General features: G+C 68.6%; 9 protein-coding genes and 2 pseudogenes. 3 read left to right on the top strand and 8 right to left on the bottom strand.

Going from position 1 to position 12,877, the window contains the following annotated elements:
• Positions 1-56 precede the first annotated feature (56 nt).
• The 6 genes from EAO72_RS16585 to EAO72_RS16560 are packed head-to-tail and all read right to left on the bottom strand — an operon-like array spanning position 57 to position 7,966.
• On the bottom strand, positions 57-809 hold the full coding sequence (locus EAO72_RS16585; RefSeq protein ID WP_148018110.1) for an ABC transporter ATP-binding protein: 753 nt from the start codon (positions 807-809) through the stop codon (positions 57-59).
• Positions 809-2,641 (bottom strand): branched-chain amino acid ABC transporter ATP-binding protein/permease, encoded by a 1,833-nt coding sequence (locus tag EAO72_RS16580; protein WP_148018109.1) that lies wholly within the window; start codon positions 2,639-2,641, stop codon positions 809-811. Before EAO72_RS16580 ends, EAO72_RS16585 begins: the two co-directional genes overlap by 1 nt.
• On the bottom strand, positions 2,638-3,507 hold the full coding sequence (locus tag EAO72_RS16575) for a branched-chain amino acid ABC transporter permease (protein ID WP_148018108.1): 870 nt from the start codon (positions 3,505-3,507) through the stop codon (positions 2,638-2,640). The genes EAO72_RS16580 and EAO72_RS16575 overlap by 4 nt, the downstream gene beginning before the upstream one ends.
• Before the next feature lie 51 nt (positions 3,508-3,558).
• A complete protein-coding gene (locus tag EAO72_RS16570) occupies positions 3,559-4,713 on the bottom strand; it encodes an ABC transporter substrate-binding protein (RefSeq protein WP_187285085.1) in 1,155 nt (384 codons plus the stop codon).
• A 5-nt stretch (positions 4,714-4,718) separates the two neighbouring features.
• Positions 4,719-6,467 carry a thiamine pyrophosphate-binding protein gene (locus EAO72_RS16565; protein ID WP_148018106.1) on the bottom strand — a complete coding sequence of 583 codons (1,749 nt, stop codon included), beginning with the start codon at positions 6,465-6,467 and terminating at the stop codon, positions 4,719-4,721.
• Positions 6,464-7,966: an aldehyde dehydrogenase family protein gene (locus EAO72_RS16560; protein ID WP_148018105.1), complete on the bottom strand. Its 1,503-nt coding sequence runs from the start codon at positions 7,964-7,966 to the stop codon at positions 6,464-6,466. Before EAO72_RS16560 ends, EAO72_RS16565 begins: the two co-directional genes overlap by 4 nt.
• A 211-nt stretch (positions 7,967-8,177) precedes the next feature.
• On the opposite strand from EAO72_RS16560, the gene EAO72_RS16555 reads away from it, so the two are divergent.
• The 3 genes and pseudogenes from EAO72_RS16555 to EAO72_RS16545 all read left to right on the top strand — a co-directional run.
• Positions 8,178-8,945, top strand: a complete 768-nt coding sequence (locus EAO72_RS16555) for an IclR family transcriptional regulator (RefSeq protein ID WP_148018104.1) — start codon at positions 8,178-8,180, stop codon at positions 8,943-8,945.
• 56 nt (positions 8,946-9,001) lie between these two features.
• Positions 9,002-10,207: a CaiB/BaiF CoA transferase family protein gene (locus EAO72_RS16550; protein WP_148018103.1), complete on the top strand. Its 1,206-nt coding sequence runs from the start codon at positions 9,002-9,004 to the stop codon at positions 10,205-10,207.
• Positions 10,204-11,001 (top strand): annotated as a pseudogene (locus tag EAO72_RS16545) (citryl-CoA lyase); the annotation flags it as partial. The gene EAO72_RS16550 and the pseudogene EAO72_RS16545, both read left to right, overlap by 4 nt.
• 71 nt (positions 11,002-11,072) lie before the next feature.
• Here the strand turns inward: EAO72_RS16545 and EAO72_RS16540 are convergent.
• Positions 11,073-11,630, bottom strand: a pseudogene (locus EAO72_RS16540) (globin domain-containing protein); the annotation flags it as partial.
• A gap of 172 nt (positions 11,631-11,802) precedes the next feature.
• Positions 11,803-12,750, bottom strand: a complete 948-nt coding sequence (locus tag EAO72_RS16535; RefSeq protein ID WP_148018102.1) for an alpha/beta fold hydrolase — start codon at positions 12,748-12,750, stop codon at positions 11,803-11,805.
• Between the last annotated feature and the right edge of the window lie 127 nt (positions 12,751-12,877).

The following is a 12,877-nucleotide window of genomic DNA, read 5'->3' as shown; positions in this document are numbered from 1 at the left end:
GGCCTGCCCGGACCGGAGGTGCGTTCCGCGGAGTCCACGCCCCGGCCTTCGCCCGCCTACAGCCCGAGGTAGATCTGCCGGACGCGCTCATCGTGCGCGAGTTCCTCGGACGGGCCGGACATGGCCACTGAGCCGTTCTCCATCACCAGGCAGTGACTGGTGACGCCGAACGTCAGCTTGGCGTTCTGCTCAACGAGCAGAAGACCCAGCCCTTCGCTCCGCAGGCGGACGAGGATGTCCAGGACGTTCTCGATCAGCTTCGGTGAGAGGCCCATGGAGGGTTCGTCCAGCAGCAGGAGCCTCGGCCGTGACATGAGAGCCCGGCCGATGGCCAGCATCTGCTGCTGGCCTCCGGACAGGTCGCCGGCGGCCCGGCCGCGGAAGTCCCGCAGGACGGGGAAGAGGTCGTACACGTGGTCGAGGGTGTCGCGTGTTTCTCCCTTCCATGACCGGCTGTACGCGCCGAGCAGCAGGTTCTTCTCCACCGGGAGCCCGGGGAACACGTGCCGGCCCTCCGGGACGTAGCCCACCCCGTGCCGGACCATGTCCCGAGCCCGTACCTTGCTGAGATCGGTGTCGCCGAGGGTGATCCGGCCGCTGCTGCGCGGGACGAGCCCCATGAGCGCCTTGAGCGTGGATGTCTTGCCGGCGCCGTTGGAGCCGATGATGCCCATGGACTCGCCCGGGGCCACGCTCAGTGCCACGGATCTGACGGCGCAGACTCCCCCGTAGTGAACGGTCAGGTCGGTGACGGCGAGGCTGTCGGTGCCCGTCCCGGCGGCGGAGGACTCGGCGGCGGTGGTGGTCATCACGGAACCTCCGGTGCGGCGTGTACGGGTAGGTCGGCCGGCGCCGAGTCGCCGAGGTACGCCTCGATGACTTCGGGGGTCGCCGCCACTTCGGCGGGTGCGCCTTCCGCGATGACGCTGCCTGCGGCGAGGACGGTGATCCGTTCGCACAGGGACATGACGAGTCCCATGTTGTGCTCGATGAGGACGACGGTGACGCCCTGGTCGCGGATGGACCGGACGATCGAGGACAGCTGTCCGACCTCCTCACCGTTCAGCCCGGCCGCCGGCTCGTCCAGAAGCAGGAGGCTGGGCCGTCCCGCCATGGCTCGCGCTATCTCGATCCTTCGCTGGATGCCGTACGGGAGCGACTGCGGATGGGCGTCGGCGAAGGCCGTGAGCCCGTACTCCTTGAGGATGCGATCCGCCTCCGCCTGGAGCCGGTGTTCGTTGGAGAGGACACCGACGGGCCACACGGCGTACTGCCAGACCGTGCTCGTGCGGGACCGGTCGAGGACGACAAGGATGTTCTCGCGGACCGTCATCTGGGAGAAGAGGCGCAGATTCTGGAACGTGCGCGCCATTCCCGCCAGGGACAATTGGTACGGGCGGGCCCGGCTGATGTCGCGGCCGACACCGGAGACCTGCCCGGCGGAGGGCCGGTACAGCCCGCTGATCACGTTGAACAGGGTTGTCTTTCCGGATCCGTTGGGGCCCACGATGCCGCGGATCTCGCCACGCTTCACCGTCAGCGTGACGTCGTTGAGCGCGGTCAGCGCCCCGAACCGCTTGGTGAGGTGGCTGATCTCCAGGGCCGGCCCGCTGTCGGCTCCACCACCGGGCACCTGCTCGGCGGGTACGGGCTCGGGCAGGTAGGGGCCCAGTTCGGCGGATCGCACCTCGTCGCTCTGCCTGCGGCGGGCGATGGCTTCCCGGATTCTTTCTGGGATTCCGGCGAGTCCGGTGGGAGCGAAGACGACCATGAGGACGACGATGGTCCCGTAGCCGAGCTGTGCGTAGACGGCGAAGTCGACGAGGGCCTCACGGATCAGTACGAGGCCGACCGCGCCGACGACGCAGCCGATGAGGCTGCGCCGGCCTCCGATGATGACCATGGCCAGCAGCAGGAACATGTTGCTGAGGCTGAAGGTCTCAGGGGCGACGTACCGGATGAGACCGGCGTACAGGATGCCCGCGGCCCCTCCGTACACGCTGGCGAGTGTGAACGCGGTCATCCGCAGCAGCGGGATCTCCGCGCCCATGGCACCGGCCGCCAGGGCGTCGTCCCGCATGGCGCGGAGCCTGCGGCCGAGCCGGGTGCGCACCACGAAGGTGCCGAAGGCGAGGGCCAGCCCGAAGACCACGATCTCCAGGTAGTAGTAGAGGTACTCGTCGGCGAGATCGATCCCGAAGAACGGCGGCACCGGAATGCCGGAGATGCCGTCCGCTCCCCCGGTGATCTCCGCGTTGGTGATCCAGTTGACGAATCCCAGTGCGAGACCGAGCGTGACGATGCCGAGGTAGTGGGACTGCATCCGCAGCGCCGGCAGGCCGACGAGGAGTCCCACCAGGACGGTGGCTGCCAGCCCGACGATCGCCGCGGTCCAGAAGCCGAACCCGGAATGGGTGGTCAGGATGGCCGTCGTGTACGCGCCGACTCCGAAGAAGGCGACCTGGGCGAGGTTGATCTGGCCCGCGACTCCCATGACGAGCCCCATGCCGATGGCGAGGAGCGCGAAGATGATCGCGATGTCGACCACGTGGATCGAGTAGCTGTTCAGGCCGTACGGGAGCAGGTAGGCGGCGACGCACCCCAGCAGGATGAGCGCCGGCTTCGATCTGAGGATGCTCATGCCCGGCTCACCGTCCTTTCACCGAAGATGCCTGTGGGCCGGATCATGATGGCCACGGTGAAGACCAGGAAGGTGACCAGGACGGAGTAGCCCTGGAAGTGGTCGCCGGCGTAGGAGTCCAGGACGCCTATGGCCAGGCCGCCGACCACCGCTCCGGGGATACTGCCGAATCCGCCGAGCATGGCGGCGGCGAAGCCCTTCACGCCGAGGGCGCCCCCGAGGGTGGCGTCGACGTAGAGCATGGGTCCTGCGAGGCTGCCGGCCAGCGCCGCGAGGCCGGCACCGATCGCGAAGGCGAGGGCGTTGCTCCGGCCGACGTGGATGCCGACAGCGGTGGCGGCCTCGTGGTCCATGGCCACGGCCTGCATCGCGGCTCCTGGCTTGGTGCGCTGAAGGAACAGGGTGAGCAGGACCACGGCTACGGCGGTGACCGCGATGACCATCAGGTCGTAGGTGCGGATGCGGATCCCCATGACATCGATGGGCCCGGAAGTGATCGGCGAGGGCATGGCCCGTCCGGTGGTTCCCCAGATGAGGGTGGCGGCTGCCTGGAGGACGGTTCCGAATCCGATGGTGCCGATCAGCATCAGGTCGAAGTCCTTGTGCTCCAGCGGGCGCAGGACCCGCTCGATGACCAGACCGATGATGCCGGTGACGACGATGGCGATGACCGTGGCCGCTATGAACGGCATGTGGGTGGTGAGGTAGAACGTGGAGGCGGCGTACGCGCCGATCATGGCGACATCGGCGTGGGCGAAGTTGACCAGGCCCATGGTGCGGTAGACGACGGAGAATCCGACAGCGATCAGTGCGTAGATCGCTCCGAGGCTGAGACCTCCGACGAGGGTTTGCAGGGTGACTTGCATGGTGGCTCCCTGATGCCGGTGCGGAGCCCGGCTCTCGGCTCGACGGGCTGGTTACTGAGCTGCGGAGAGCTTTCCGTCCTTGATGACGCCGATGGTGGTCTCGAAAATGCCGACGCCGGTCTCGTCGTAGGCGAAGTTGCCGAGCAGGCCGGTGTACTTGGTGGCCCGGATGGCGTCGGCGAGCTTCTTGCCGGTGGCGCCGCCGCTGGTCTTCAGCGCGGTGAGCACGATGTTGGTGCCGTCGTACGCCTTGGCTCCGTGGAGCTCGGCGTCCTTGCCGTACTTGGCCTTGTAGGCCGTGGCGAAGGCGCGGCTGGCTTCGCTGATCTCATTGCTCAGGTAGGGCGAGCTGACGATCGTGCCCTCGGCGTTCGCGGCGCCGGCGGTGTCGATGAAGACCGGGGTGCCCTGCGGGGCCGCGCCGGCGAACGGGGCGGTGATGCCGAGGTCGCGGGACTGCTTCACGATGAGGCCGGCTTCGACTTCTTCCGAACCGATGAAGATGGCGTCGGGCTTGGCCTGGCGGATTCGTGAGAGGGAGGCGCTGAAGTCCTTCTGGTCGGTGGTGACGACCTGGTCGGTGACCGGGGTTACGCCCGCCTCCTTGAGCGCGGCAGTGAAGGCGTCGTGCTCGCCCTTGCCGTAGGAGCCGTTGTTGGAGATCATCGCGATCTTCTTGAACTTCTTGGTCTTGACCAGGTAGTCGGCCAGTGTGGAGTCGTAGGTGGTGCTTGTGGGGCCGTTGAGGAAGAGGAAGGGGCTCTTCACGTCGACGAGCGCGGTGGCCTGGCCGGAGGTGATGTTGGGTATCTCCGCCTGCTTGAGGATGGGTGCCATCGCCACGGTGACGGCGCTCTCGGCGGTGCCGATCATCGCGACGTAGTTTCCGCTGTCCAGCTTGCGTGCGATGTTGGTACCGGTGGTCGGGTCGCCCTGGTCGTCGAAGACCGTCAGGTCGATCTTGCGGCCGTCGATGCCGCCCTTCTTGTTCCACTCCTCGACAGCGAGCTTGGCTCCCTTGGCCTCCCAGTCGCCGAGCGAGGCGAGCTGGCCGCTCTGCGCGTCCACCACGGCGAGCTTGATGGGACCGCTGCTGTCCGCGTCGTCGGAGGAGGAGTCACCGGGGGCGCTGCATGCGGTCGCGGCGAGGAGAACACCCAGCGCGAGGGCTGGAGCGGCGACGATGTGACGGTTTCTTGCACGCATGGGAATCATCCTTCGTCCTGAAACTTGCCCTGGTAGATGTCGTTGATGTTCCAGTGACCGGGCGTGGGGACCGGCTCGTTGACCATGGGGATGTCGATGACGGCGGGCCGTCGTCGCTCCACTGCCGCGGCCAGTACCTTGGCCAGTTCCTCGGCGGTGGACACCTCGTAGCCGTCGGCTCCGCAGGACCTGCCGTATGCGGCGAAGTCGGGGCTGTAGGGCGCGCCGTCCGGCCCGGTGAAGTCGCACCCGTACCCGCGGCCGTAGTTGGAGCGCTGAAGGTCGGAGATGGTGCCGTGGGCGCGGTTGTTCATCACGGCGAAGATCACGGGCAGGCCCTGTTCCACGGCCATCGGGACCGCCGGCAGCTGAGCGCTCATCCCGCCGTCGCCGATGAGCGCGACCACGGTGCGCTGCGGCTGTGCCATCTGCACGCCCACCGCCGCGGCCGGTCCGAAGCCCATCGTGGAGGCTCCGCCGGGGGTGATGAAACGTCCCTCGGGCGGCAGGTCGTAGGACTGGGCGACGCCGTTCTTGTTCCAGCCGACGTCGGTGACCAGGATCGCGTCGGCCGGAAGGCTCGCCCGCAGGTCGGCGAGGATGCGCTGGGGCCGCAGCGGGAAGTCGTCGGCGGCCCCGTTCTCGTCTGCGGTGCTGAAGAGTTCGGCACGGCTGGTGGCGATGGTCTCCCGCAGTCCCGGCCTGCGTGTGGGCTCCGGCCGAAGCGCGCGGACGGCCGCTTCGATGGCGCGTACGGAGTGGCCGACGTCGGCCACCGCACCGATCTCCACCGGGTAGTTGCGGCCGATCTCGGCCGGGTCGATGTCGATCTGGATGAGCTTGCTCGGTGGGAAGTTCCAGGTGTAGGCGGCTTCCCAGGAACTCGCGTCGGTCTCGGCGAAGCGGGTGGCGAGGGCCAGCACCACATCGGCGTCCTTGGTGTGGGCGTGCGTGGAGTCCAGGCCCCAGAAGCCGGGCATGCCGAGCAGCAGGGGGTGCCGGTCGGGGATGGCGCCCTTGCCCATGAGGGAGTGGGCGAGGGGTATGTCGAGGTGGTCGGCCAGCGCGAGCAGCGCCTGCTTGGCGTCGGGGGTGCGCAGTCCGCCGCCGAAGTAGATGAGGGGGCGTTCGGCCTCGATCAGAGCCCGGGCGATGCGCTCGGCGGTCTCCTCGGTGAGTCCGGGGAGCGCGCTGTCGGGCAGGGCGTGCGATCCGGGGACGTACGGCTCGACCTGGCGCGAGAAGAGGTCCATGGGGACGTTGACGAGCACGGCGCCGGGTCGGCCGGAGGTCGCGGTCCAGAAGGCGCGTTCCAGGGTCCGGGGCAGGTCGGCGGTGCGCTGGACGGGCCAGGCGCGCTTGCAGAAGGGCCGGTAGATCGCGGTCTGGTCGGCGTCCGCGTGGAGGTTGACCTCCTGGTGCGGATGACGGCCGTAGTAGTAGGAGGGGATGTCTCCGGAGATGACGATGAGCGGGACGGAGTCCATGGCGGCGGTGGCGACGCCGGTAACCGCGTTCATCATGCCCGGGCCGACGTGGGTGAGCAGGACGCCGGGCTTTCCGGAGGCGCGGGCGTAGCCGTCGGCGGCGTGGGCGGCGGCCTGTTCGTGGCGGGCGATCACGAAGTGGACGGTGCTGGGGCCGAGGGCGTCGAGGAGGGCGATGTTGGTGTGCCCGCACGTCCCGAATACGTATTCGACGCCGTACGACTCCAGTTGGGCGACGAGGGCTTCAGCAGCGGTAACGGTGGTCACTGGTTCTCTTTCGTGAGGTCGTGGCGATCGCCCCAGATGGACAGGTTGCGGAGCATGAGGGTTTTGACGACGGTGTAGTCGTCGATCAGCCAGCGCGGCGACTCGCGTCCGAACCCGGAGTCCTTGACCCCGCCGAACGGGACGTGGTCCAGGCGGTAGTTCGACGTGCCGTTGACGATGAGTCCGCCCACCTCCAGACGGCGCCAGGCGGTGAAGATGCGGTTGATGTCATGGGTGTAGAGGCCGGCCTGCAGCCCGTAGCGGCTGGCGTTGCACTCGCCGATGACCGTGTCGAAATCGTCGTAGGGCATGACGGCGACGAGTGCGCCGAATACCTCGTGGACGACGACCGAGGCCTTGGCCGGCGGGCCGGCGATGATCGTCGGGGTCGCGGTGGCTCCGTCACGTGTACCGCCTCGCAGTACCGTGGCACCGAGGCCCTTGGCCTCGGCCGACCAGCGGACCACTCGTTCCGCCGCGTCGTCGTCGACCATGGATCCGATGTCTGTCCGTGGGTCCATGGGATCGCCGATGACCAGGGTGTCGACCGCCGCGGCAAAGGCGTCGAGGAAGTCGGCGTAGCGGCTGCGGTGCACGTAGACGCGCTGGACGGAGATGCAGCTCTGCCCGGAGTTGCTGTACCCGGTGCGCGCCGCGGTCTTGGCCGCTGCCTCGATGTCGGCGTCCTCGCAGACGATCGTGGCGGCGTTGCCCCCGAGTTCGAGCGCCAGCCGCTTGGCGCCGGCGGCACGTGCGACGGCCGCTCCGGTGGCGGCGCTGCCGGTGAAGCTGATGACGTCGACCTCGGTGGCCGCGCACAGTGCGGCGCCGACGTCTCCCCCGCCGTGCAGCAACTGGACCGCCTGATAGGGCATACCGCTCTCCAGGAGCAGGGCCACTACGGCTGCCGAGATGCCGGGCGCTTGCGGCGGAGCCTTGACGAGGGTGGTGTTGCCCGCCGCGAACGAGGCACCCAGCTTGTGCGCCAGCAGGTTCGCGGGAGCGTTGAACGGGGTGATGGCAAGGGCCACTCCGGCGGGGGCTCGGTAGGTGAAGGCGCTGTTGCCGACGCCCGTGTGCCAGCCGGCGACCGGCAGGGTCTCCCCGTCGATGCGCCGGGCCTCGGCCGCGCAGACCTCGAAGGTCGAGGCGACCCGCTCGATCTCGACGCGGCTGTCCTTGACCGGTTTCCCCAGCTCCAGAGCGAGCAGTTGGGCCAGTTGGTCGCGGTGGGCCAGCGCGGCCACCGAGGCGCGCTGCAAGATCTCGGCCCGCGCCGCCGGGGCGAGCGTCGCGACCTGGGGGGCGTACTTCCGGGCGTCCGCCACGGCCCGGTCGATCCCGGCGGGCAGCGCGGTGGGAGCCCGGCTGACGGTGCGTCGTAGGTAGGGGCCGTTTCGTTCCGAGGCCGCTCCGTCACTGGACCATGCACCCGCCAGGAAGGCCGGTGCGTCGACGACATCCGCATCGGCGACGGATTTGAGGATGACTTCCAGCATCACTTCTCCAGACAAGCCATCTAGCGGTTTTCGTAGACCGCCTTGTGGACTGGCGTGTAACGTACGGGCGCCGGTTGGGCTTGGCAATAGCCCGCACGAAAGAAGTTGAATTTTCAGGTTTCGCACCGAATCGGTGCCACCGGCTGGACATGCCGTCGTCCTGGTGTATCTCTGACAGGCACTCCGGAACAGACCCTACGAAGGAGGAATCATGGATTCCGATCAAGGACCGGGCGGCGTACGCAGCGTTCGCAGAGCCCTGGACATCCTGTCGCTGCTGACCGAGGACCAGCCCGTCGTCTCACTCAAGACGATGGTGGAGGCAACCGGCCTGGCGAAGACCACTGTGGTCAGGCTGGTGCAGACACTGGAGGGCTACGGGTTGCTGTGGTCCACGGACGCGGGTTACGCGGCGGGGCCGGGTCTGTGGCGCTGGGCCCATCTCGCTCACCAGAGCTGGGAGCTGCCGCAGGAGACACTCAAGCTGCTGCGGGAGCTCGCGGACCGGCGCGGTGAGACAGCCAACGTGATGATCCGGCGCGATATCCACCGCGTCTGCGTCGCGCAGCAGGAGAGCCCCCAGCCGCTTCGCCACGTGGTGCGGGTGGGCGACGAACTGCCCCTGTGGGCAGGCGCTTCGTCCAAGGTGCTGTTGAGCGGCGCGAGCGACGCGCTGCTGCAGCGGATCGCGCTGGCCTCGCCCCATGGCAGACCCCACGCCGAGCGCCTGCGGGAGTGGGCGGATCAGGTCACCGAGCAGGGATACGCGGTGAGCCACGGCGAGCGCGACGTGGGCCTCACGGCCGTGGCCGCGCCGCTCACCACCTCGTCGGGCATGGTCGTCGCGGCGCTGTCCCTCAGCGGCCCCAGCGCCCGCATCACGCAGGACGCGATCGACGAGTTCGCCCAGGACCTGATGCAGGTGGCCGCACAGATCATGTCGCAAGGGTTCGACCACCCCCTGGGACCGCGGAGCTGACCAGCGTGCCGGAAAAGCGGTGCCGTCCCCCGGCACCGCGTGAGGAGACACCATCTATGGATGTGCGACCGCTCGACGACATAAGAGTCCTGGACCTGACGAACGTCCTGGCAGGGCCGTACTGCAGTTACCACCTCATGCTCCTCGGGGCGGAGGTCATCAAGATCGAACGCCCCGGGCAGGGCGATCTGGCCCGGAACCTCGGCCCCGACCCGGACCTGAACCGCGCCGGCATCGGCGCTTCCTTCCTGGCACAGAACGCCGGCAAGAAGTCCGTGGAGCTGGACCTCAAGGATCCGGCCGACCGTGACGTCTTCGAGGAGATGCTCGCCGGCGCCGACGTCCTCCTGGAGAACTTCCGCGCCGGTGTGCTCTCCCGGATGGGCTACGACCAGGAGCGCCTCGACCGGATCAACCCCCGGCTGATCTGCTGTTCCATCTCCGGCTTCGGCCAGAGCGGGCCGATGAGCGACGCACCGGCGTACGACCAGATCATCCAGGGACTCTCCGGGATGATGAGCGTGACCGGGACCGCCGGCACAGCCCCGCTGCGGGTCGGATTCCCCGTGTGCGACACCACCGGCGGCCTGTCCGCGGCCCTCGCGGTCAGCGCCGCGCTTCTGCACCGGGAACGCACGGGGCAGGGCAGCAGGCTGGACGTCTCCATGCTGGAAACATCCCTGTCGGCCATGGGATGGGCCGTCTCGAACTACATGGTCAGCGGTGTTCCCCCGGAGCCGATGGGCGACCAGAACGCGACCGCGGCCCCGTCCGGCACCTTCCGGACGGCAGACGGGCCGCTGAACATCGCCGCCAACCAGCAGCGCCAGTTCGAAATCCTGTGCCGGCTGGTGGGCGCCCCGGAGCTCCTGACCGACCCCCGCTTCACCGAACGCGAGAGCCGCAAGGCCCACCGGGAGGAACTCAACTCCGCCCTCAACCACGCGCTCTCACAACGCCCGGCAGCGGAATGGGAGCAGTTGCTGACCGCCGCCGGAGTTCCCGCGGCCCGCGTCCTCACCGTCCCCCAGGCCCTGGCCCAACCCCAGTTGCGGCACCGGGGATTCATCGCCGAACTCCGCCGGCCCGACGCCTCGGGCACCGTGCTGCCCGTACTGGGAAGCGGGGTGCTCTTCGACGGGGAAGCCTTCCTGCCCCGGACCCCGCCGCCGTTGCTGGGTGAGCACAATCATGAACGGGACGAGCTCGCCTCACGCTGGGCCGCCACCGTCACCACCGCGAAGGAGGCGACAGGCTCATGAGCACGTCCGCGTCCACATCCGCCCACGACGAGGCAGCACAGTGGTGGGCCACCGCCGTGAGCCACATCGAGCCCGGTTCCATCGAACTACGGGACCGGCCCGTGCAGGGCCTGATCGGCTCGGTCGGCCTCGTGGACACCCTGTGGCTCCTGTTGCGCGGAGCCCTGCCCTCACCACGCGAGTCCGCCCTGCTGGAAGCCGCCCTGGTGGCCGGGGTCGACCACGGGCCCCAGGCGCCCTCGATCGCTGCCGCGCGCATGGCGGCGACCTGTGGCGTGGGGCTCAACAACGCGATCGCCACCGGGGTCAACATGCTCGGTGACGTCCATGGCGGAGCAGGCCAGCAGTGCGTGGAAATGCTCGAAGAAATACGCACCCTTCACACGCAGGGCCTGGACTGGGATACGTCCGCCACCGAGGTCATGGCGCTGCACCAGGCACGTACCCGCTACCTGCCGGGCTTCGGCCACCGCTTCCACCCCGTCGATCCCCGCCGCGATCCGCTTCTGAGACTGACGGAGGAGGCCGTGGCCGCCGGGGTCGTGGCAGGCGACCACCTGCAGGCCGCCCTGGCTGTCGAACGCGCCCTGCGGCAGCGCCGCGCCGGCGCCCGTCCGGTACCGATGAACATCGACGGCGCCACCGCCGTCATCTACGCCGAGCTCGGTTTCCCCGCCCCGCTGGCCAGGGGCCTGTTCGTCATCAGCCGGTCGGTGGGCATCCTGGCCCACGCGTGGGAGGAGACCGGGCAGGGCCGCCGGAACAAGGGCCCCATCCCCCGGTCCATCCTGCCCGCCTGCCTGGGGACGGGCGTTGCCAGGGTGCCCGTGCGTGATTCGGCCGCCTGGGCCGTGGAGTTGAGAACGAAGTTCGGGGTGGGTGAGCCGTCGGCGGGGCGCACGACGAACGAGGCCGTCTCGGGGGTCTCCTCGGTGCGTTCGGCGATCTCCATGCTCTGCCAGACAGCGCCGTCCTCGACGTCGGCTCGGGCGTAGAGGCGCGCCTCCAGGGCGATGAGGGCGTTCGCCATGAGCCAGTAGACCTCGTCCCAGGCGGCTGCCACCGCCGGAGTCACGGCGTCACCGAGAACGTCGGCGACGGCCGCGAGGAGGTGGCGGGCTACCACGGTGTACTGGTCGGAGGTGATGCCCAGCGAAGCGTGTTTGTTCGCTATGCGGCCGAGTACGGCGTCGGGGCGCTCATCGGGGTGTTCCACGAGTGCGGTCGCGAAGGCTGCGACCGCGCCGGCCAGTGCCTCACGCTGGGCGCCGCTGGCCTGGTTCGCGCGGTTGAACAGGTCGCGCAGAAGTTCGGGACGTTCCTCGAACATGCGGCGGTAGAAAAGTTCGGTGATGGTCCCGAGCGACGCTCCGACAGCGGGGAGCGTACTGCGGACGATCTGGGCCGACTGACTGGAGAGCATGTCTACTCCGAATTGGCATTCACGATGCGAGTCGTTCCATGTGCCGCGGACCCGAGTGGCGAGTCCGCCTTCTCCGTATTGACTGGGCAGCGGCCGAGTACGTGACACCCGATCAGAACCCGGCCGCTGAGCGACGAAGTGGAATGCCGGTGTCCGGAGAGGGGTTACGGGATCAGTCGGCCGGGAGGACCCCATGGGCCCGAAGGAACCCGAGGAGGGAGGCGGTGAACTCGGCGGGGCGTTCGAGGTGGGCGAGATGGCCGGCGTCGTCCACGATCACCGACTCGGCCACAGGCAGGCCCTTGTGCAGCAGTGCGGCCCATCGCGGTCCGCAGATGACGTCATGACGGCCGGCCAGTACGAGGCTCGGTGTGGTGACGGCGGCCAGCCGGTCCCGGAGGTCGAAGGGGGAGTCAGCGCCTCCGGCGGGAGCCGCGTACATCCGGAGCGTGTCACGAGCAGGCGCGAACTCTGTCTCCCTTCCCCAGTAGTCGAACAGATAGGCCGGCATCGTCGTGCGCAGGACGGCGGTGGCTCCGTTGTCGTCCAGAACGTCGAGACGGCAGGTGAGGGCGGCGACGTAGCGGGCGACCTCCGGATGCTCGTCGACGTGGTCCTTCGCGAACTGATCCATGGCGGCCACCGCCGCTGACCAGAACTCCTCGTCGGCAACCGGTGAGGAGTCGTACAGAACAAGGGCCGACAGCAGACCTGGATGTTCGAGGGCGTACCGCTGAGCGACGAAGCCCCCGTGCGAGTGGCCCAGTAGGGCGACCTGCGGCACTGCCAGGTGTTGGATCAGTGCGTGCAGGAAATGCGAGTACGCCGCCACGGTGTAATCGCCCGGATCAGGCAGCCGACCGGAGTCGCCCGTGCCGACCGGCTCGACGTAGACCATGGTCAGGGAGTCCTCCAGACCGGTCATGCGCAGGTACTCCCAGCCGATGCCCGGCCCGCCCGGGTGAGCCACGCATACGGGGCCGGAACCGGCGACGTGGTACCGCAACTCCAGGCGGCCGGGCCCGTGAGGGACGGTGATCGTGTGCGTTCCGGGAGAGAGGGGCGAGAAGGGATCTTCGGGTGTCCGCGGGAGTGTCCGAGGCTGATATATGCGCTTCACGCCTTCCGATGATCAGTGAAGGCCAGGGATCGAGCAAGCAAGAACACAACGTGTGATGACACTGTTATGACTGGTCGACAGCACTGTCGCGCTGGGCCGGCATGCAGGATCTCCTCGAACAGCGTCT

Source organism: Streptomyces sp. OR43, assembly GCF_008042275.1.
Taxonomy (GTDB): Bacteria; Actinomycetota; Actinomycetes; order Streptomycetales; family Streptomycetaceae; genus Streptomyces.
The sequence above is the reverse complement of the archived record's forward strand: the minus strand, read 5'-3'. Positions and strand labels throughout refer to the sequence as shown.